Source organism: Flavobacterium sp. LS1R10 (genome assembly GCF_003968825.1).
Taxonomy (GTDB): domain Bacteria; phylum Bacteroidota; class Bacteroidia; order Flavobacteriales; family Flavobacteriaceae; genus Flavobacterium.
The window spans coordinates 226,035-249,255 of record NZ_RYDH01000001.1; the positions used below are offsets into that span (position 1 = coordinate 226,035).

At 35.1% G+C, this 23,221-nt stretch carries 15 protein-coding genes; 5 read left to right on the forward strand and 10 right to left on the reverse strand.

The genetic code is table 11. The features are described 5' to 3' along the window. Window positions 1-316 precede the first annotated feature (316 nt). The 6 genes from EKL96_RS01035 to EKL96_RS01060 form a co-directional block, all read right to left on the reverse strand. Window positions 317-2,407 (reverse strand): TonB-dependent receptor, encoded by a 2,091-nt coding sequence (locus EKL96_RS01035; protein ID WP_233579245.1) that lies wholly within the window; start codon window positions 2,405-2,407, stop codon window positions 317-319. Between the two features lie 305 nt (window positions 2,408-2,712). Further along, window positions 2,713-3,117, reverse strand: a complete 405-nt coding sequence (gene arfB / locus EKL96_RS01040; protein ID WP_126457557.1) for an alternative ribosome rescue aminoacyl-tRNA hydrolase ArfB — start codon at window positions 3,115-3,117, stop codon at window positions 2,713-2,715. 13 nt (window positions 3,118-3,130) lie between these two features. Next, window positions 3,131-5,251: a DUF4301 family protein gene (locus tag EKL96_RS01045; protein WP_126457558.1), complete on the reverse strand. Its 2,121-nt coding sequence runs from the start codon at window positions 5,249-5,251 to the stop codon at window positions 3,131-3,133. Further along, window positions 5,206-5,835 (reverse strand): nicotinamide riboside transporter PnuC, encoded by a 630-nt coding sequence (gene pnuC, locus EKL96_RS01050; protein ID WP_126457559.1) that lies wholly within the window; start codon window positions 5,833-5,835, stop codon window positions 5,206-5,208. Before pnuC ends, EKL96_RS01045 begins: the two co-directional genes overlap by 46 nt. Further along, window positions 5,835-6,554, reverse strand: a complete 720-nt coding sequence (locus EKL96_RS01055; RefSeq protein WP_126457560.1) for a geranylgeranylglyceryl/heptaprenylglyceryl phosphate synthase — start codon at window positions 6,552-6,554, stop codon at window positions 5,835-5,837. Before EKL96_RS01055 ends, pnuC begins: the two co-directional genes overlap by 1 nt. 148 nt (window positions 6,555-6,702) lie before the next feature. Next, on the reverse strand, window positions 6,703-7,332 hold the full coding sequence (locus EKL96_RS01060) for a 4'-phosphopantetheinyl transferase family protein (RefSeq protein WP_126457561.1): 630 nt from the start codon (window positions 7,330-7,332) through the stop codon (window positions 6,703-6,705). Window positions 7,333-7,613: 281 nt separating this feature from the next. On the opposite strand from EKL96_RS01060, the gene ahcY reads away from it, so the two are divergent. The 3 genes from ahcY to EKL96_RS01075 all read left to right on the forward strand — a co-directional run bounded on the left by ahcY (window position 7,614) and on the right by EKL96_RS01075 (window position 10,480). Continuing rightward, the gene (gene ahcY, locus EKL96_RS01065; protein WP_126457562.1) at window positions 7,614-8,930 is read left to right on the forward strand and encodes an adenosylhomocysteinase; all 1,317 of its coding nucleotides are present in this window, start codon (window positions 7,614-7,616) and stop codon (window positions 8,928-8,930) included. A gap of 865 nt (window positions 8,931-9,795) precedes the next feature. Continuing rightward, window positions 9,796-10,134 (forward strand): DoxX family protein, encoded by a 339-nt coding sequence (locus tag EKL96_RS01070; protein WP_126457563.1) that lies wholly within the window; start codon window positions 9,796-9,798, stop codon window positions 10,132-10,134. A gap of 7 nt (window positions 10,135-10,141) precedes the next feature. Beyond that, window positions 10,142-10,480: a DoxX family protein gene (locus EKL96_RS01075; protein WP_126457564.1), complete on the forward strand. Its 339-nt coding sequence runs from the start codon at window positions 10,142-10,144 to the stop codon at window positions 10,478-10,480. 290 nt (window positions 10,481-10,770) lie between these two features. Here EKL96_RS01075 and EKL96_RS01080 read toward each other — a convergent pair whose 3' ends face one another. The 4 genes from EKL96_RS01080 to rplU all read right to left on the reverse strand — a co-directional run bounded on the left by EKL96_RS01080 (window position 10,771) and on the right by rplU (window position 19,580). Next, window positions 10,771-14,061, reverse strand: a complete 3,291-nt coding sequence (locus EKL96_RS01080; protein WP_126457565.1) for a reprolysin-like metallopeptidase — start codon at window positions 14,059-14,061, stop codon at window positions 10,771-10,773. Between the two features lie 70 nt (window positions 14,062-14,131). Further along, entirely contained in the window at window positions 14,132-17,719 is a 3,588-nt protein-coding gene (locus EKL96_RS01085; RefSeq protein ID WP_158615209.1) for a M4 family metallopeptidase, read from the reverse strand. A 1,148-nt stretch (window positions 17,720-18,867) separates the two neighbouring features. Next, entirely contained in the window at window positions 18,868-19,134 is a 267-nt protein-coding gene (gene rpmA / locus EKL96_RS01090; RefSeq protein ID WP_086453627.1) for a 50S ribosomal protein L27, read from the reverse strand. A gap of 23 nt (window positions 19,135-19,157) precedes the next feature. Beyond that, entirely contained in the window at window positions 19,158-19,580 is a 423-nt protein-coding gene (rplU, locus tag EKL96_RS01095) for a 50S ribosomal protein L21 (RefSeq protein ID WP_126455145.1), read from the reverse strand. Between the two features lie 237 nt (window positions 19,581-19,817). Here rplU and EKL96_RS01100 point away from each other — a divergent pair, with 237 nt between their 5' ends. Further along, window positions 19,818-21,143, forward strand: coding sequence for a M16 family metallopeptidase (locus EKL96_RS01100; RefSeq protein ID WP_126457567.1), 1,326 nt, complete (start codon window positions 19,818-19,820; stop codon window positions 21,141-21,143). Between the two features lie 11 nt (window positions 21,144-21,154). Further along, window positions 21,155-23,203 (forward strand): insulinase family protein, encoded by a 2,049-nt coding sequence (locus EKL96_RS01105; protein ID WP_233579246.1) that lies wholly within the window; start codon window positions 21,155-21,157, stop codon window positions 23,201-23,203. Window positions 23,204-23,221: the final 18 nt, after the last annotated feature.

Sequence of the window (23,221 nt, forward strand, 5' to 3'; positions counted from 1 at the left end):
GGCTAACCATAGTAAACTTGACAAAATTAAAATGCCTCACACTATTTTTAAGAATTGTTTAACTAAACTTTAACAAGGTGTTTTTTAAAATAAAAACCATAATTACTTAAAAACAAAGCACTTGACCAAACCCCCTAAATTTCAATTCGCTAACACCACTAGGGATTCCCGAAGATTACACAAACTATTCCTGTTTAAAAAAAAACAATAAAGTTCCATTAGATTGAGAACAGAATTCATCGCAAAAAACACACAACAAAAAATCCTGATAGCTAAGCCATCAGGATTTAAAAAAAATAGAACTAACGAACTATTGCTAAAACTTCAACGTCAATCCCACCAAGAAATTAATTCCCGCTTGTGGGTAATAATATGGATAAACGTCATACATGTATCCGTTAGAAACGTATTGCTTATCTAAAAAGTTATTCACTAAACCGGTCAATACGATTTCTTTGAAGATGTTTTTAGGTTTAAAAGTGTAAGCAACATTAAAATCATTCACAAAATAATCCGCCAACTTTGCAGCCGGTAATTCGATGTTGTTCATGTATTGTTCCCCAACGAATTTTTGCAACCATGAAATATGAAGATTTTCAATGGGCGTATAAACCAAAATATTTCCCGCAATTATTGATGGTGAATACGCAATTTCAGTAGTTCCGTAATTTTGACCTTCAACAGCTAAATCCAAATTTTTATTGGCACTCAAGGTAAAATTTGGACGAATAATCAATTGGTCTGTCAACGCTATTGTAGCATCCACTTCCAGCCCTAAACGGTAACTCTTTTCGCTGTTGGAGCGTATAGGAGCACCTACATCGTCTAAACTCCCTGTCAAAATCAATTGGTCTTTATAGGCCATATAATACACATTCGAGTTAAATTGTACTTTTTCCGCAACATATCTCCACCCCAATTCAAAGTCATTTAGTTTCTCTGGCTTTACGTTTCCGCCTTCATAATCACTCCTATTCGGTTCGCGATTGGCTCTGGCATAAGACAAATACACGGAATTTCCGGAATTGATCGTATAGGTCAATCCCGTTTTAGGGTTAAAGAAATTAAACGTATCATCCACAAGTGTTGGTTGAACACCATTAGCCTTGTAATTCACTGAACGATATTGCAAATCTCCAAATAAACTTAGCTGTTCTGTGATTTGGTAATTGGCTTTCGCAAAAATATTCCCGTCCGTTTTATTGGCATAATCATCGTAATAGCGATCTCCTAACTCACTCTGTGAGGCATTTCGTGCCCAGATCACTTTTCCAAAATGGTCGCCTTCATACTTATTCCATCCACCACCAAAAATTACATCCAGTTTTTCCTCTTTATAATTAGCAGAAAAAGTAGTACCGTAAAAATCATTATCCAACCATTTTTGACGCACTAAATCCGTTCTATTTATTGTTGTTCCTCCAATAGTAATTGGCGTCAAGTTATAGCTGGAAAATTTAGCATCTTCTTTATAATTTTCATAGAATCCTTTTCCTTTGGTGTAATGCAAAGCAAAATTAGTACTCCAGTTTTCAGATATTTTTTCGTTCCAATGCAATTGAGAGTGATCTTGCTGGTAATTATCCGTTTCATTATCATAAAAACGAGCATTTCCTTGCTCGTCCGTAAAAGCACCTGATGAATTAAACGTTCGGTCATTCTGCAGCGTTTCTGCATCTATTCCGTTCCAAGACTGGTACGTTTTTTCAGTACCTCCAAAAACCAATGCTTTTATCAAAGTCGTTTTGCCGACATACGTTCCCTGCAGAAAATAGGATTTCAAATCAGAAGCGCCACGATCTACAAACCCGTCAGACTTGATGGCTGATAACCTTCCTGCGATTTCAAAATGGTCGTTCATCAAACCCGTACTGAATTTTACGGTGTGTTTTCTGGTATTGAAACTACCCACAGAGTTCGATATTTCACCAGAGCTTTCTTTGGCAAAATTGTCCGTCAACATGTTTAAGCTCGCCCCAAAAGCACCCGCTCCATTCGTAGACGTTCCTACGCCACGTTGCAATTGCAAACTTTCTAATGATGAAGCAAAATCTGGCATATTTACCCAAAAGGTTCCCTGACTTTCAGAATCATTGTAAGGAATTCCGTTGATAGTGACATTCACTCTTGTTGCATCGCTACCACGTACGCGAATTCCGGTATACCCTACTCCATTTCCCGCATCAGAAGTCGTCACAACTGACGGCAAATAATTCATTAAAATAGGAATATCCTGTCCTAAGTTTCGGAATTTGATTTCCTTTTTGTCTAAATTACTGAAACTTACCGGCGTTTTTGTAGTGACCCGCACCGCCGAAACCAAGACTTCATCAAGTTGGTTTACTTTCGTAGTGTCTTTAACTTGAGAAAAAGAGATAAATGATGTAAAGAGAAAGACAGAAGACATAAAATATGTCAGATTCTTGGACTTTGAAACTTTAAGACTTTGAGACTTTGAGACTAAAATAGTATTCATCCGTAAATAAGATTACGAATAAAAGGGGGAATTATTCCTTTTGTTAAATTAATAAATGATTGTTTCCTATGACAAATAGATAGTGTGCACGCTATTTTCTTTGTCATTTTTTCCCTTAGCGACATTACTCGCCCAGGTTCGTTGGGTATGATCTCAGCTCGTTATTTAGAGCACCCCTTTGAGACAGCGCAAAAGTAGTTTTTTTTGTTCGAATTTTAGAAATAAAAAATAAAATCTTATTCTAAATTTGGTTTTCTCCTGTTTTTCTTGACTTCAGAAATAGTCTTTTTATCCTTTATTCTTTTTCTAATGACTGATTTAGGGATTCTGGTGGGTTTTCTTTCTTTTGGAACAAGCAATGCATTTTTTATTAATTCCAAAAATCGTTTGATTACGAGTTCTTTGTTTCTAAATTGACTTCGGTCTTCCTCACAATTTAAAATTAAAACAGCATCAGTGGTAAGTCTGGACGATAATTTAGTTGCAATCAAAAGTTTTTCTTCGTCCGTTAAAGCCAGAGAATGGTGCAGATCAAAAGTCAACACCACTTTAGAGGATACTTTATTTACGTTCTGACCGCCGGCTCCACTGCTCCGGACTGCTTTAAAACTTAATTCGGATACGATTTTTTCTATTTCCATTGATGCGTAAATTTTAGAACTGATGTGCCGGTTTCAACAAATCATTCACCGTTTTGACCGGATTAAAAGTAATCAAAGGCACCTCAACAAACACAGTCAGCCATTTAGCCATTGCGCCGTTCCATAAACCAGGCAATTCATACCCTTTGATGTTTTTGCCCGCTACATTTTTTTCCACAATAAAACCACTACTATAATCCACAAAGTGAGTGAGATCAAATTTCTCTTTTTTATAATTTTTTAGGCTACAGACTAAATCAACCGGATTAAAATGGGTAGCAGCATCCAGAATCGTCTTTTGATTGTCGTTTGCCAAATCGACTTGGAAACCTTCTACGATTTGCAATGAAATTCCTCCTTGATGATCCCGGACCCAAAACGGCCCTCCTCCGGGTTCACCCTCGTTTTTTACCATTCCGCATACGCGAATCGGCCTATTTAAAATCGCTTTTATTTCCTTGATTTTATTGTCCAGAGTATCCGTATGAAAACCGTCCTTCATTGTAGTATTCAATTTTTCCTTCAAAAAAAGAATAATTTCATCTACAAACGCGGACTCAATTGCCACAGTATCCAAGGCGTTTAAATACCTGAAAACCTGCTGCTGTATTGCCAGCAAAATTCCCGCCAACCCTTTTTTGTACAAAGAAATTTTCTCTAAATTGTTTTGAATTACATTGTCAATGTTTTTGATAAATACTATATCAGCCTCTAAATCATTCAAATTGGCAATCAAAGCACCGTGTCCTCCGGGCCTGAAAACTAATTGTCCCTTTTCATCTCGGAACGGCTTGTTTTTCATAGTAACCGCAAGTGTATCAGTCCGCTTGCTTTGATAGGAAAAACTAACCTGTATTGTTACACCCGATTGCTTTTCAATTTTAGATTTAATTGCATCAATGCGGCTTTCAAACTTTTTTTGATGGGATTCTGACACTGTAAAATGCAAATAAGAACAGTTATTAGTGCTCGTATAATGCGTACATTCCTGTAAATGCTCTTCCACAGGAGTTGCAATATGGGTTTTGTATTTATGAAAAGGAAGAGTCCCTTTTGGTTGATTTGCAAAGTCAAAATAATCAGATGATAAAATGAATTTTATAAAATAATAATTTTTCAAACTTGGATCTAAAGTATCAAAAGCGGCATACTCGGCTCTGAGTCGTTTATCGATTGCTTCAAAAAAGGGAAGTTTTTCCATTCCCACGATAAAAACAGCAAGTTTATTTGCTTTTTTTCGGTTGATATAGGAATTAATTGATTCATTTTCAACATCAAATTCATTTATAAATTCCGCCAAAAACTTAAACATTCTGCTGGCTGCTCCGGAAGCAGGCACAAATTTCTGTAATTTCAGATTTGATTTATGGGTATCAAAAAAAAGGGATTTTTCTTGAAAATCTTTTTCAGATAGCTTTAAAATACCATTAGACACTGTTGCCGGACGAACCAAATCTGCTTTGGGGATACCGTTTTTAAAAAAATTCAATTGCTTTTGAATGTCTTTCATTGAGATTCCATACTCCTGAATATACAGAAAATCATCCGAGGAAAACCCGAGTTCCCTTGCTAAAGTTAAGTCATTAACACTTGCAATTGCCTTTTTGAGACGCAAATCCTGGTCTCCGGAAAGGGTTATAAATGGTTTATTATTATCGATTAAAGATTGTTTAAACACGGCAAAAACAGATTCTCTTCCTTCTGCTTTGTCTCGCAAATCATCTTTTTCCCAGGGTACATCAATATCTGTCAGAAAAAACAAATCGTATTCATGTGCACGAGCTGCTTCATGCAACAAAGGATCACAATAGTTGTAATACACCTCCGAAAAAACTTTGGTCACCATTAGATTCGTATCACAAAAAAGATATTTATTGGCAATCAGCGTTCGTTCATTTTCTAATTTAGCTTGACCGTAAGCAATGGGCAGCATATCATCAACGGTACATATTTGCTGACTTGAATCCCACTTTTCTTGCAGGTAATCACGTGCAAACTCCGGAACCCATTCCGTTTTATAATAGTCCGCAAGCTGTCTGGCCAAGGTAGTTTTGCCAGTGCTTTCAGGACCAAATAAAGCTATTTTAATTATTTTTGTAACTCCGTTTGAGAGCTGTCTGAGATTTTCTTCCATTCTAAATAGCCAAAAATGGCAACTATTGTAAATACTATGTATTGAAAACTGGTAAAGGTATAGCCTTTGGCAAAATACAACGGAATGGAAATTACATCTCCAATAATCCAAAACACCCAATTCTCGACTTTCCTTTTGGCCATGAGCCACATTCCCACAAAGAAAATCCCTGTAATAAATGTATCTACATAGGCATACCAAGTGGTAAATTTACCAAAATAGTGATATACTGAAACCACAAAAGCGACCGTAAATATAAAAAGAATTATCGCAATTCGTTTTTCAGAACTTGAAATTTTTGAAATTGGGAATTCTTTCGTATCGTCTTTTTTGCGGGTCCAATGGTACCATCCATAAATACTCATTACAAAATAATAGCCATTAATCATCATGTCACCCCACAAGGTCCATTTCCAGAGCAAATACACAAATATGGACGTACTCACTAATCCGGTTGGAAAAACCAGAATATTGTCTTTTTTGGCGTACCAAACACTCCATAATCCAAAAATGACAGCTATAATTTCCAAGATAATATCTAATGTTGAATACTCGCTGTACTGCGAAAAAAAATAGTCTATCATTAATTAAAGTTAAAAAAATTAATATCCTTTTCAAAAGCGGTTCCTATAATTACTAGATCGGCTCCGGCAGCATACGCGTTTTGAATTCCCTGCAAATCTACAATACCACCACCAACAAGTAACGGAATTTCAATATTTTGAGTAACTAATGCAATCATTTCTAACGGAACAGCTTGTTTAGCGCCACTTCCCGCTTCGAGATAAATCAGTTTATTACCTAACATTTCGCCGGCTTGTGCCGTAGCCAATGCTAAATCCAGATTATTTCTATCTAAAGGTTTTGTTTTACTAATGCGTTCTACTGCGGTTTCAGTGCCACTTTCAATCAAAATATAACCGGTAGAAATGATCTCGAGTTGGGTTTGTTTTAAAATGGGTGCCACTTTTACTTGGTGTTCGATTAAAAAATCAGGATTGCGACCAGAAATTAAAGACAAAAATAAAATCGCATCGGCTTTATCTGAAATCTGAGATGGGTTTCCAGGAAATAAAACGATAGGCAATGTGCTGCTTTTTTTTATTTCTATAATTAATTCGTCTAAAATGTTGTTTTCAACCTGGCTTCCGCCAATGAAAATATGTGTTGCGGGTGATTGATTGATTTTTGAAATTAAACTAGGTAAATTCTCCAGAACTATTTTATCAGGATCCAGAAGAATCGCCAGGAGCTTTTGACATTCGACTTTAGATTGGATGATTTCGTTATAAATGTTTGTCATTTTTGGTACGCAGATAACGTGGATTTTGTGGATTTAAACGGATTTAAACGGATTTCTGATACTTTATATTGTTGTTTATTAATTGTCTTTTCATTGCTTAACCAGTACGGTCAAAGCAATGACAAACTGCGCGATGAAATACTGTGTACTATTTTTCGAAAGCATAAACTAACGTAAAATCTTGTATTTCTTCAAAATGGACCTTGAAATCTTTTATTAAACTATTAAAATGAAATTCGGCGATAGTCTGTTTACTTTCTAATTCAAAATCATCTAGGTTTATATGATCTTTGAAACTGATTCCTCTTTCGTTTCTAATTTTGAAAATGGCTTCTTTGGCACCCCAAATAACCGTTAATTTTCGGATATATTCTTCACTGTCCATATCCAAGAATTGAAACTCGCTGTCACAAAATTTATGTGCTATTTTGATGATTTTATTGCGTTGCAATTCAATGTCGATTCCTACAGTTTCGTCACTGATTATGATGGCCGAAAACTCATGAGAATGTGTGATGGAAATGTGCTTTCCATCGTGTAAATGGGGCTTTCCGAAGGTGTCATAATACAAATCAAAATCAGTATATCCGGCTTGTTGCAATGCCTTACGAACGCTCAGGAAGGCGCGTTGGTGCATTTCGGATTTCATTCCGTCCAGTCGATTTTGATTGTTTACATTAAGAACAATCTGCTGGTTTAATTCGGAGAAAGGTTCCGTTATTTTCCAAATTAAAATTTGGGTGGCGGCATTAGGACGTATGATTTTATAAAGTGGCATCGTGTTGTGATCTTGATTTTTAGCCCCGGTAGCAGCGACATCCTTTTTTCACGCTTTTTTGCGTGTAAAAAGATATAGCGAATAACGGGAAATAGCTCCAGAAACTGAAACAAGTTCAGCTTAAAGAAATTATTTAGTTAATGTTCAAAAGATTAGCGAATTAAACAATTCATAAATCTTCTGGAAAACCGTAAAATTCTAAAGTTATTGCGTAAATTTGCAAAAAATTTTCACCCGAGCCTGAAAGGCGAACGGACGAAGTAATTACAAATATACTATAAATGAGTACTACAACTATGCCTTTTGTGGCTTTCAAAGTAAAAGACATTTCCCTGGCGGCTTGGGGAAGAAAAGAAATTGAATTAGCAGAAGCTGAAATGCCAGGTTTAATGGCGCTTCGTGCGGAATACAAAAACGAACAACCACTTGCTGGTGCTCGTATTGCGGGATGTTTGCACATGACAATCCAGACTGCAGTTTTGATTGAAACGTTGATCGCTCTTGGTGCTGAGGTGACTTGGAGTTCTTGTAACATTTTCTCTACACAAGATCAGGCTGCTGCTGCGATTGCTGCTGCTGGAATTCAGGTATATGCTTGGAAAGGGTTGAACGAACCTGATTTTGACTGGTGTATTGAGCAAACATTATTTTTTGGTGAAGACAGAAAACCATTGAACATGATTCTTGATGACGGTGGGGATTTGACCAATATGGTTATAGACCGTTACCCGGAATTAGTTGCAGGAATCAAAGGATTATCCGAAGAAACTACCACTGGAGTACACAGATTATACGAAAGAGTAAAAGCAGGAACATTGCCAATGCCGGCAATCAACGTGAATGACTCGGTTACTAAATCGAAATTTGACAACAAATACGGTTGTAAAGAATCAGCAGTTGATGCAGTTCGTCGTGCCACTGACTTGATGCTTGCTGCAAAAAGAGTAATCGTTTGTGGATACGGTGACGTAGGTAAAGGGACAGCAGCTTCTTTTAGAGGTGCTGGTTCTATTGTTACGGTTACTGAAATTGACCCAATTTGTGCGCTTCAAGCAGCAATGGACGGTTTTGAAGTAAAAAAATTAGATACGGTTATTGCAACTGCTGATATTATCATTACCACTACTGGAAATAAAGATATTGTTTTGGGTTCTCATTTTGAGAAAATGAAAGACAAAACTATCGTTTGTAATATTGGACATTTTGACAACGAAATTGATATGGCTTGGTTAAACACTAACCACGGTGCATCAAAAATCGAAATCAAACCTCAAGTTGATAAATACACTATTGCTGGAAATGATATTATTGTATTGGCTGAAGGCCGTTTGGTAAACCTTGGTTGTGCTACAGGTCACCCAAGTTTTGTAATGAGTAACTCCTTTACTAACCAAACACTGGCTCAAATCGAATTATGGAAAAACAGTGCGGCATACAACAATGATGTGTACATGTTACCAAAACATCTTGATGAGAAAGTAGCCATGTTACACTTAGCTAAATTGGGTGTTGAATTAGAGACGTTACGTACTGATCAAGCGGATTACATTGGCGTTCCAGTTGAAGGCCCGTTCAAACCAGAATATTACAGATACTAGTCGAGTCATTGCGAGGAAACGAAGCAATTCTCACTCTTATAATACAAACCCTTGCAGTTCCGAAGTTTCGGGAGCAAGGGTTTTTTGTTTTTGGGCGTGACCCTTCGCAAAAACTACGGGTCGGGCTATTCGTTACAATCTTTTATGTTCTCGTTAAAAAACGAGATTCATAAAAGGATTTCCACTACTATCCCTCACGCAATTCCATCATAATACTACTACTAAACGCAACCAAAAAGGTTGATCCTTATTTCGTAGAATTGATTCTGGATTGAAAAAAGTAATCCGATTTTCATACGAATAGAATTTGTTTTTTTGAGTTTTAAAAAAAATTCGATACAATAAGAAAAAATACTCTTACTACTTTACTGAAAAATGGCAAGAAAATAATTAATCTTAACCCTTTGGATGCAACTATTCTAACCTCCATTTCTCATGTTTTTGTGGCGTAAAACGAGACAAAAAATATATTGAGAACTGTTTTTAATACTAATTTTCTAGTTGTCGATATAATTTTTCCCTGAGGCTTCAGAAGAAAATCACTAGAACTGACGAAAATTATTATCAAAAACTAAATACGCCCAACAGGTTAATATTCCTTTTGATAAACAACATTAGAGCTGATAACCATGAAAATTCCTGATGCATTTTTGAACCAAAAAAACCAACCTGTTTTAGTTTCAAATTGAGAGCTAATCCGATAAAATAATAAAGAAACCTCTCGATTTACAAATAAATCAATTCGGCAAGCCTTATAATAATATAAGTTTATGGTATCTTTGAATAACATAAATTCTAAGAGACATACAGCTGCTAATTAATTTGTATATCACAACAAAAGATAAAACCCTTTAATGATAAAACCATGAATACTTATTCTATTATCGCCCAGCTTGTAATCGCAGTGTCCGTAGGTTACGTATGGATTTTCAGATTTGACAACATTGTAAAAGAATTCAAACAATATGGCCTGTCTGATTTGACAAGAAATGTTGTTGGAGCCACAAAAATAGCCTTATCAACCTTGTTAATAACAGGAATTTGGTATCCTGAATTAGTATTTATACCGGCACTTATAATGGCCTTTCTAATGATAAGCGCACAATTTTTTCATTTTAAAGCAAAAAACCCATGGTCTAAACACCTTCCTTCTTTATTCCTTTTGGCATTATCTCTTTTTGTTGCATTATGCGCTTCCAAATAATCAAAACATGAATTTATTGCATTTACTTATTTTATTTTCGGCAACCTCCTTTCTTATCTATGGAATGGCGTATTTTGCCTCGTCGAATATGAAAAATGAATTTAAACGCTTTGGACTTGAAAAATTTGGACCATTAATTGCTGTTTTAGAATTGGCAGGGGCTATCGGTTTATTTATTGGGCTTCAAAATCATACTGTTTTAGTTCTTGCTTCCGGAGGCCTAGCTTTGCTTATGCTTCTTGGTACAGGGGTAAGAATAAAGATGAAAGATTCTTTATTGGTTTCTACTCCTGCTTTTTTTTACTTTGTGTTGAATCTCTATATTTTATGCAGAACCTTAGAATAAATCAACACTAAGTTGTTTTTAATATTTACCACTAAACAGTTCACTATTTGTTCTAATTTTAAATTAAAACAAAATACCCATTCCAATAATAATTGAAATGGGTACTAAGTAATAACCATGGTATAATGTCGTATTTTAAAATCAAGATAAAATTACATAACAATCTGATTTAAAGCTGCTTTACTTAAAGTTAATTCTTTTGACTTTACGACTTTTAAACTTTCGACTTATTTATAATAATTGAGAAAATCAATAATGCTTCAGCATAACGCTTTTATCACATTTTGAAATTATTCAATAATAATTTTTTTACTGGTTTTATTATTCTCATCATCAATTAGCTGCATGATATACGTTCCAGACGAAAGAGAAGAAACATCTATCGTATTACTAGAAGACTTTAGTACTGTACTTAAAATCTGTCTTCCTAACAAATCAAATACTGCAACATCTAAGTGCTGTGTTTTTTCAAATTGAACCGTAATGCTGTTTTTTGCAGGATTTGGATAGACCTGAATTAGGGAAGTATCGAATTTTTTAGCGCTAAGGCTTAAGCTTTCTACTCCACAATACGCTATTGCCCATGATGTCAGTATACCATCATCCCCTAATCCTGTATCCGTTATATTAAGTCTCCATTCGCCTTTAGCACTTTCTCCATTAAAAGCAGAAAGCGGTTGCGCCGGCTTTAAAACACCAGAGATTGCTGGACTTGTTAAAGAACAGTTTATTACAGCCAACCCTTGATCATCAAAAGTAGCATCCAAATCCGACTTAGAATCACACTTACTAGCTATCAGTGAAACATTGGTCCCTGATGGACTTGTCAGTACCGCAACTATATCTCCTATATAACTATGGGTAATTTTCATCGAAACATTAATATCTGAAATTGGGATATCAGTTGCTATATCTATTGTGTTTGTTGTTGTTAAGGTTGATACTATTACAGAAGGATTAGTGTTAGTACTACTAAAACACTTGTTTGAACCAGTTGTAAAGCTACTTGGCCTACTAAAAACACCGTTTGCACATTCGTTTTTAGGCCTAACTCTCCAATAATATAACGTATTTTCGCTTAACCCTTTATTTTGATTATATCCATTTTTTGAGACAGTTGCGGTTTCTACTATAGATTGAAAATTTGAATCAGAAGCAACTTCCACATCAAAAAATTCAGCACTGTTATTCCCATCTTTAGACCAGATATAGGATGGATAAGTTGATTGTTTCACACTTGTATTAGCTGGACTACTCAGCACAGGCTCCGAAAAAACACCTCCCTTTAGCGTTAATACAACAACTTGAGTTTTGGTTTCTGACGGAGAAGTACCCGCGAAAGTGATAGAATAATCCTTAGGGTTTGAATTAGAAAATCCGCTAACGGTCATTAGTATTGTTTCTTTTGAGGTACTTGCTGTTGTTGGTGTAAAGCTAGCTGTGGAACCAGATGGTAAACCTGTCGCAGCAAATCTCACTACCCCCGTAAAACCCGCAGAAGGAATATAATCAAAACTAAAAGTTGATTTATTATCATTTGCACATTGGATTTTTGAGACTTCAAGCGCTGTCAAAAAGAATGTTGGAGTTGTAACTTGCTTAATTATTATAGTTGCGTCATTTACATCTAAGAAAACATTGTCAGCCGCTTTTATCATTAAACGCCCTGATTCCGTCAAAGAAGAGGGTACAATGATGCTTTTAGAACCACTATTTAAAGCCTTATCCGCTAATATAATAGTATCGGTAAAATCTCCTAAAGCCGAAAATAAAATATTTACAAACAAACAGTTTACCGGAAGTAAATTGGTCTTTGCAACATCCCAAGTTATCAGTTGAGTTTCTCCTTGTATCCAAGTCGTGTTTGAGTTTTGACTTGAAACTTTAAAGGGTCCTGCCGTTTGGATTGTATTTAACGTCATCAAATCAGCTGCCGTTTGCCCTCCGTAAACAACATTATCCCTAACCGTAAAAGCAAACTCAAAACTCCGTTGAACCTGGGGGATTACCTCCCAAGTAGGCATCAGATTATTACTTAAAATATCTGTTAATTGCGGGAAATACCTATTAGGTTTTGTAGTTCCTCTTCGGGTTCTAAACATAGGACCTTGAATAGACGTTGGGAGAGGCTGAATAGGACTTTGCATCTCTTCATTGTCGTTTTGTTCCCACGTATAAGTAAGAAGATCTCCTGAGTCAGGATCAGAACCTGTTCCTGACAACTGAAATGCGGTACCTACAGGAATACTATAATTTGCTCCTGCATTGGCTTTTGGCGGTAAGTTGCTAACCTTGATTTCATCAAAACAGGCAGAACTCACACCCCCTTGAATATTAGCACTTATGTCTCGTATGTTCACATAATTAAAATAATCATCCGAATTTGCCTGTACATTTTGCCCCGTACAAATTCCGGCATACCCCATTATTGACGATCCGCTTCCGGGTTCCACTTCGGTATTATTTCCACTTTTCAAACAGGTAGTTGTTCCATTATGGGTATGATACCCTCCCATTTGATGCCCAATCTCATGAGCGACATAATCAACATCAAAAGAGTCTCCAGTAGGATTTGATCTACCAGTCATACCGCTTCCTTTATTTCCGGAATTACAAACACAACCAATACAACCTGCATTACCGCCGCCAGCTGTATTAAAATTATGGCCTATGTCGTAGTTTGCATCTCCAATATTAGCATCTATGGTCAATTGAGTTTGGTCATTATATTCTGTACCCCAAGGGTCAGTAGTTCCATCATAATACATAATGTCAAAATTCTTAGGTACAAACTGATAGGTGATACCTAATTCTTTCTCATAAATACCATTTACTCGTGTCATTGTGACAACCATTTGTGCCATGATATTTGATTTTTTTTCAAAATCAGTCGTGGCATTACCAATAAACAAGGCACCATACTCTCCTGTACACGACATTGCTAATTCATACAACCGAATTTTACTATCATCAGTAGCACCTATCGTTTTATTTATTTGCGTATTTCCAGTTTTTTTAGAAAGTGAATTATCTGTCTCGCAAGTAAAAACATCAGATGAATTATTGACTAGATCATCTCTCTTGTAAGCAATATATACTGACTTATCACTTGTATAGGGATCTATAAAATAAGTTGATTTTCCAGCTTCAAAAACCTGAGCATGAAATCCGGCTTGCGATAAACTAAACCGAATATATTTACCAGGATGTACTAATGAACTACCAACATAACTTTTAATATTTGGTAATTTTGCAGCCAAATCCGGATGCAAAATTTGGGCATCTAAAACTTGGTAGTTTTCAACAGAACCGTCTTCATTAGGCACATTGATTATATTTTGAGAAGTCCCAAAAAACACACCTCTTTTAGGAGTATTCTGTAGTTTATTTTTAACAGAGGCTATACCAACGGTATAAAGTTTGAATTTTGTAGGCATTTTTTCTTTATCAAAACTAATATTATTAATTTTGAGCCGACTGTTTTCGGATAAAGCGGTCCAATCACTTTTATTCTGCCCCCATGATATGCTTAAGGAAAAACAAAACAGTAGGGGTAAAAGAAAATTATTTTTAGTATTCATTATCTTTAAATTTAGGTAAAAAATAAATCCCCCATTGCATTTCTACGATGGGGGATTTTGAATCAATTATTTATTGCATCAGAAACTTAAATGTATCTGATTTATTACCATTTATAACAAGAAAATACATTCCGCTGGATAATTTACTAACAGGTATTTTAGCTTCATTACTACTTTCTAATTGCAAAGCGCTTATTAAACCTCCATTTAGGGTATAAATGTCAACTCGATCAATTGGCGTTCTTGCACTGGAAATTGTAATTACTTTATCAGCCGATAAAACAGTTGGGTATATTTTAAATTCTTCCCCATTAATTTTTTGCGTAGATAAAGTCGCTTGTGTTACCAAAGCAAAAGTTCCAGATCCGGTATGATTTCCTTTATAAGTACGATATTGCTCCGCAGAATATGCAGCACCTAACCCTCCGTTTATTTGAAAATTCTTAGGGTAATTTTTAGCATCATTGATAGAGTTGCTATTTACTTTTATAACTCTTAACCCGCTAGGGTCTGAAAATTCACTTGTTTCAGCATCTGTAAAGAATAGTGTTAAGTCATAGGAAGCTGTTGGTGCATTCAATCCATCTGCTTCTACTTTGATAACTTTCCCTGAATGAGATCCTGCTATATTAGTAAAGTTAGATTTACTACCTGACTCACTAATAGTTAGCGTAACACAACCCAGATCCTTAGTCGCATTTTCTATCATCCCAATGACATCTCCATCCTGATCGCTCAAAAAGTATACTTGGTTACCAATTTTTACGGTTTCACTATCAAATTGCATCAAATCAGATTCTACTGAAGCTGGTGTTCCGCTTACTACTACGTTGTCTAAAGTAAAACTAAAAGCAGTACCTAGCAAAGCATCATTATACCATCTCCAAGCTAAATGAAATTGTGTGTTATTTAATGCCGGTGTCGCTTTATTATACTTACCTGAAGACATAACAGCTCCTGATGCTGTACCTGCAAAAAAGGCTAAAGAATTATAATTAGCGCCATCTAAAGAGTATACAAATTCACCATAATCAAACAACGCAGTATTATCTACTTGGTCCGTTTCTCCTCCTGCTTCCCAGTCAAAAGCTACAGTAACATCGCTCATCCCTTTTGTATCAATCAATTTGCTTATGAGAAGTAGATTTCCGTTTTGGGTTGAATCATAAGTGGCGCCTTGAGATGCAGTGCCATTTGAAACGTATGCTTTTCCTAAAGTATTTGGCCCATTAAAAAGCCAAACATTGGGATCCAATCCTATTACACTTTTAGTTTCCCAACCAGATGGAATATTTGAAGTAGTAAAAGTTTCTTTAAAAATCTCTACCGTACCTATACCAATAGCTGGTACATAATCATTATCAACAATTGTGATGTTTTGAATTCTAGATTGCGCTACAGGAGTATTTACATTAAACTTGATTATAATATTTTCTACACCTTCAACTATACCATCATTAAAAATGTTGAGTAAAATTGTTTTAGTCCCATCTTTATCAAAAGACAAACTAGTTGCTGATGTAGTAAAGTCTTTATTAATAGTTGCTGTAGAACCTGAGAAGTCTAAATTAATGGTTTGAGGAGAAGTGATGTTTACCCCAGTAACCTTAACCTCTATTGTATTAAAAACAGCACACCCTTGTGTTGCTGTCTGCTCGTTGACTACAGAAACATTAGCCGATTCAAAGAAAAGTTGGTTTGGATCAGGCGCAATAAATTCATTCCCTACATTAACCGCATACCAGGCATTCGTTACTTGTTTCACTTCATTAGAAAACGTTCCATATTCTTGTCCTGCAACAAGTATACTTGCATCTCTCATCTCTTGAAAAGTAGCGTTTGGAGTAAGTAGCACTTCGGCCTTAAAAGTAATCTGTTCAGCAATAAGAAAACCTAAACCTTTGACACTGTAGACCTTCAAAGCATCATTTATTTGATCATCTGCAGCCGCTTTAGCTTTCCCACGAGTAAAACTCTTTCCAGAACCTTCTACTAATAAATAATACCATTTATTTAGAACTCCACTATTACTATGGACTCCGCATTGGTCATTCGCTAAGCTAGGTTGTACACATTGTGGGTCAGACCAAAATTTACCTCCATAACTGTCGGGATCTGTATTTGCTTTTGGATCATCCATCCAACGCAAAGCAGTAGATCCAGCTGCGCCCGGAGCTAACCCACCATCACGTTCATCAATTTGTTCTCCAATTCCCCACGGATCGTAAGGCAACGAACTATCAATTGTAGTCAATACATAGTTTTCTACAGATGCTGCCCAGATATCCGAAAAACCTTCATTCATAGCACCGGATTCTCTGGCGTAAACTAAATCAGATGTATTAGAGCAGACACCATGTCCTATTTCATGTCCACAAACATCCATGGATGTTAAAGGTCCAAAAGAACCATTAGGCTTCGTACCGCCTTGATAACTTCCATCTCCGTAGGTCATTGCAGTACCATTCCAGAAAGCATTGTCATACGCATCACCATAATGTACATAATTAATAACTTTGGTACCACGATTATCATAACTACTTCGATTATGAATAGCTCCCCAATATTTAATTACTATTTCAGCTCCCCAATGCGCATCTAAAGCAATATCATCATTTTTTGTTTCATTGTCAACAGGGTATTTTAGAGTAGTGAAACGACTTCTCCAGTGTTCATCTGCGGTCCAGTTGTTGTCTCCAATTTCAACTTTTAATTGTCCTGATGGAGCATCACCATCATAAATAGAATACGATGGAATATTAGGCACACCAATAGGCGCTCCACCTACTCCATTATAAGAACGCGTTTCGTTTTCTATAACAACCGGCAATCCATTCACAAGAACCGGAATAGTCCCGAATAATGAATAGCGATTATTGACTGCATCTAATGTAGTCTGAAATTTTCTGTTTCCAGCATATCTTGTAGCTCCGTTCCCTTCAACTGAGGCTAAAATTGCTGCTGAATTAGTGGTGTTTATTTTATTCTTTTCGATGTTTTTATTAATTTCATCTGCATGTTTAATAATTGCATCCGTTAATAAAATCTGGCCATTGGCAGCATCAACAAAAACATTGTTTCTTGATAATGGTTTTGATGCGTATATATTGAATTTGTATGCAAGCGTTAAGTCAACCTCTTTTGTCTTATAATTATCAACATATACTAATTCGCCTTTAGGCAAATATTCATTATATGATTTTTGTAATTGTTGTATCTCTTTCTGATTCACCGTAACTTTTAAACTTTTTGAAATATCTTCCCAAACATAATTCTCAGCACCAACATGTTGCTTTGCCTTTTCTAATGCTTGGTCTTGGGACAATGACTTTGTCTTAGAAACATTAGCACCCATAACATAATGCTCTAGTGTAATTGCAGTTACTTTATCTTTTTTAAGAACAATATTATATCGCGCATGCTCCACTTTCACCCCATTATAGAAGGCAGAAAAAGTAACGATATTAAAATTTCCTTTGGTGGTATTGGTGTGAATTTCTTTAAATTCAAATGAATTTTTATCTAATTGCAGTACTTCCACTAAAAAAGCAGGAACACCAGCTAAATTTAAATTATAGTCCGGTTTAATTTTTAGTAAAGAAGGACTCTGGCGACTTTTATTAAATTTAAATTCCTGGATATTTGTATTTGATTGCAAATATTTTTCATTATTTTGAGTTTTACTTTTTTGAGCGAAAATTAAAAAGGTAAAAAACAAAAAACTAGATGTGAGTAATAGTTTATTCATAGTTGTGCTGTAAAATTTGGTGTACTAATTGAGTTTGTCCTTATTGTTTAATGCTGTGTAATTTGATACTTTATTTCATTAGCGCTAATATTTATTAATTAATAGTATTTGTAGTCTTTAAAATCATTAATTCAAACGAACAATCAATAAACCACTTAGACAAGATCATTTTTAATGTCTAATCTGATTAAACAGAATCATATTAACTATATCACGGTATGCTGTTTTGACTCGTAAAACCAACATTCTCGTAACTATTATTCCAAAAAAAATATTTGATTAAAATTGATTAAAATAAATTTTAATCAAAATTTTGACTTTAAAAAACATAATTATTATATTTTAATCCAAAAAAGAATTAATTAATTAATTTTTTATCAAAAAAAAAGGTTAAAAAAAAATAAACTTAATTTCTAATCAATATTAAAACAATAAATTATTTAAAAATTAATTTCAATTTATTAATTAAAAAAAAATCCTATAGATTTAAACTATTAGAGAGTAATGAATCTAATCTTTATGTTGCTATATAAAATCAGATACCGTTTAAAACTAGAAATAACCTTCTGAATTAGTGAAATTATATCAAAAAAAGAGATGCGTTTATAAAGAATATAATGGAGAGGGAAAATTTGAAAGAAAAAAAACACTACAGTGTCTTTGAGTGTCCAAAAAAATTACAGACAAGCAGTAATCACCTATACAAGTGAAAATTTATATTTTAATTAGAAGATGATTTTCTAAAAACAGTTCTGATTTGTAAAACCTATAAAAGAATCACAACAGTTTCTAATTACAAAATATCCCTTCCAAAACAGTATACGGCATTTTATTTGAACCGAAATTTAGTTTATTAAACTCCCCTAGACCAGCAATAAAAAACTACGAATATAATCAATACTTATACCCTGATAAAATCAAATATAATTTAAAAATCAGGCAAACCATCAATTTTGATTCTGCCTTCTTTTCCTTTGAAGATTCCGGAGGCCCTTGGCTAAGGTCAAAAAAAAACCCGTTTCTTTCGAAACGGGTTTTTTAATAATTGAGAAAATCAATTATGCTTCAACTTCAAATGGAAGTATAGATACATAAGATTTGTTATCTCTTTTCTTTTGGAAAAAAACAACTCCATCTACTCTTGCGTGTAGGGTGTGATCTTTACTGATGTAAACATTTGCACCTGGATTATGTTTTGAACCTCTTTGTCTTACGATGATGTTCCCAGCAATAGCAGCTTGACCACCAAAAATCTTAACACCTAAACGTTTTGATTCTGATTCTCTACCATTCTTAGAACTACCGACACCTTTCTTGTGAGCCATGACGTATTAGTTTTATTTTGTTATTATTCTTGAGTATCTTCTTTTTTAGCTTTAGCTACCTTTTTCTTAGGAGCTTCAACTTCTTCTGTAGTTGCTTCAACTGCTGCTTTTTTAGGAGCCGCTTTTTTAGCACCTGCTGCAGTAATACCTTCGATTACAATTTGAGTAAGATACTGACGGTGTCCGTTTCTCTTTTTGTATCCTTTTCTTCTTTTCTTTTTGAAAATGATAACTTTATCTCCTTTTAAGTGTTGTAACACTTTGGCTTCTACTGAAGCACCTTCTATAGCTGGGGCGCCTATTGTGATTGTACCGTTATCATCTAACAAATAAACTTTGTCGAAAGAAACTTGAGTTCCTTCTTCATTTGCTAAACGGTGAACGTAAACCTTTAGGTCTTTGCTAACTTTAAACTGTTGCCCTGCTATCTCTACGATTGCATACATAACAAATTGTTTTATAAATTTTTAAGGTTGCAAATATACAATTAAATAATTACCTCGCAATTTGTTGAAGAAAAAAAATACCCAATACATCATAATTACTTATTAAATAGACTTTTGAAATAATTTTACAAAATAAAACGCTTAACTAGTGTTAAATTTCTCACAGCGAAACGCTTTTTATGTAACAAAAATTAAAAACCACTACTAATTATGCATATTAACAAAATTATTAACCTTATGAAAAATTCATTAATGGCTTTAGGTGCTTTGTTTATGCTAGGAGGAGTAGCTTCTGCTCAGAAAGTAGCTTTTGAAGAATACAAATTAGACAATGGACTGCATGTGATTTTGCACAACGATCCTTCTGCCCCTACTGTTATTACCTCAGTAATGTACCATGTAGGCGCTAAAGATGAAAATCCGGAAAGAACTGGTTTTGCTCACTTTTTTGAACATTTATTGTTTGAAGGAACCGAAAACATCAAACGCGGTGAGTGGTTTAAGATTGTAACTGGAAACGGTGGTGTAAATAATGCCAACACAACGGATGACCGAACCTATTATTATGAGGTTTTCCCATCTAACAACTTAGAATTAGGTTTATGGATGGAAGCAGAAAGAATGCTGCACCCAGTGATCAATCAAATTGGTGTTGATACTCAAAACGAAGTGGTGAAAGAAGAAAAGAGATTGCGCGTTGACAATCAGCCTTACGGAAATTTTTTGGCGGAAGTAAAAAAGAATATTTTCACAAAACACCCATACCGTTGGGCAACTATAGGTTCTATGAGCCATTTAGACGCTGCAACATTAGAAGAATTCCAAGCTTTCAACAAGAAATTTTACATTCCGAACAATGCTGTTTTAATTGTCGCTGGTGATTTCAAAAAAGAGCAAGCAAAAGAATGGATTCAAAAATATTTTGGACCGATCAAAAAAGGAGCTCCCATACAAAGAGAAACATTTGTTGAAGAACCGATTACTCAAACTATAAAAGCAGAATTTCAAGATGCTAATATCCAAATCCCCGCAATTGTAGCAGCCTACAGAACGCCATCTATGAAAACCAGAGACGCAAGAGTACTGGATATGATTTCATCCATCTTAAGCGATGGAAAAAGTTCTAGACTATACAAAAAAATAGTTGATGACAAAAAGATGGCCTTGCAAATTGGCGCTTTTAGTAACAGCCAAGAAGACTACGGCAGCTATATCATTTACGGTTTGCCTCAAGCGCCTAACACAACCGAAAATATTCTTGCCGAAATTGACTCTGAAATTGTAAAATTACAAACAGAATTAATTTCAGAAAAAGACTTACAAAAACTACAAAACAAATTCGAAAACCAATATGTCAACAGCAACTCTACCATTGACGGTATTGCAGACAATCTGGCTTCCTATCATTTGTTATACGGTGATGTAAACTTAATCAATACCGAAATTGAAATCTATCATTCTATCACTCGGGAAGAAATCAGAGATATTGCTAAGAAATATTTAAATCCAAACCAAAGATTAGTTTTGGATTATGTTCCATCTAAAGACAAAGCTCAAAACTAAGATACATCATTATGAAAAAATCAATATTAATTTTATCAAGCTTGTTCTTAACCGTAATTATGCAAGGACAAATCATCCCTCAGCCAAAACCTGGTGTAGCACCATCAATAAAAATCGGAAAACCGTTAACTTTTGAATTAAAAAATGGATTAAAAGTTATGGTTGTCGAAAACCATAAACTTCCTAGAGTAGCATTCAGTCTTACCTTAGACAATGATCCGTATGCTGAAGGCGACAAAAAAGGGGTTGCCGACATGACCAGTACATTAATCGGAAGCGGCACCACTAAAATTTCGAAAACAGCTTTCAATGAAGAAGTAGATTTCTTAGGCGCTAACATCAATTTTAGTTCTAATGGCGCTTCAGCAAGTTCCTTATCTAAATATTCGGGGAGAGTTTTAGAGCTAATGGCTGATGGTGCATTAAACCCAAACTTCACCCAAGAGGAATTTGACAAAGAAAAAGCAAAACTTATTGAAGGCTTGAAAGCCAATGAAAAAAGCGTTTCAGCAGTAGCAGCAAGAGTTGTAGATGTTTTGACTTATGGGAAAAACCATCCTGCAGGCGAATATGTTAGCGAAGCTACCTTGAAAAACGTAACTCTTTCAGATGTAAAAGCAAACTACACAACATATTTTGTGCCAAGCAACGCTTACCTAATTATTGTGGGTGATGTAAAATTCAGCGAGACAAAAAAAATGGTAGAGAAATTCTTTGGCTCATGGAAAAAAGCAGCTGCTCCATCGATCTCTTATAGCGATCCAATAGATGTTTCCGCTACACAAATCAACTTTATTGACATGCCAAATGCAGTTCAATCAGAGGTTGCTGTGGTAAATATGTCAAATCTTAAAATGACTGATCCGGATTATTTTGCTGTCTTAGTTGCGAACCAAATTTTAGGTGGTGACTTTAATAGTTACATTAATATGAACTTAAGAGAAGCGCACGGATGGACTTATGGTGCAAGAACAAGCATTTACGGAGACAAACGCGTTTCTACGTTTAATGCTTCTACGCAAGTTCGTAACGCAGTAACGGACAGCACTGTTGTTGAGATTTTCAAAGAATTCAAAAAAATCAGAACTGAGAAAGTGACTGATGAAATGTTAGCTAGCGTAAAAGCAGGATACATTGGACGATTTGTAATGCAAATTGAAAAACCACAAACGGTAGCAGGTTACGCTTTAAGAATCCAAACGCAAAGCTTGCCAGCTGATTTTTATGAAAATTACATTAAAAATATCAGTGCTGTAACTGCTGACGATATTTTGAGAGTGGCTAATAAATACTTCTTGGCTGATAATAGCAGAATTGTTATTGTAGGAAAAGCAGCGGATGTAGCTTCTGGATTAGAAAAATTAAAGTTTCCAGTATCATACTTCGATAAATACGGAAATGCAACAGCTAAACCAGAATTAAAAAAACCAGTTCCAGCAGGAGTTACTGCAAAAAGCGTTATTGATAATTACATCAAAGCTATCGGCGGAGAAAAAGCAGCATTGGCTGTAAAAACAATTGTAATGAACGGGACAACAACTATTCCGCAAGCGCCTTCTCCATTAAGCTTCACCTCAAAAATTGATGCCAAAGGAAAATTGATGGTTGAACTAGCAATGGGCACAATGAGTATCATGAAACAAGTGGTAAATGAAAAAGGAGCTTACGTAATGCAACAAGGGCAACGTCAGAATATTGAAGGAACAATGCTAGCGGACATGAAAGCAACTGCAACACCATTTGAAGAATTGTCTCTTGCTAAAAACCAAGGTTTAACGCTGGAAACTATCGAGTCCATCAATGGAAAAGATGCTTACGCTGTTAAAAACGGGAAAACTACACTATTCTATGATGTAACTACTGGTTTAAAATTAGCCGAATCTAAAATTGTTGAACAAGGTGGGCAAAGCATTACTCAAACTACAAATTATGGAGATTACAAAGAAGTAAAAGGAGTTAAAGTTCCTTTTAACATCATCCAGAATGTAGGTTTTGAATTAGACATAAAAATGTCTGATGTAAAAATCAATGAAGGTGTTACCGATGCTGATTTTTTATAATCAAATCTTGAATAAATA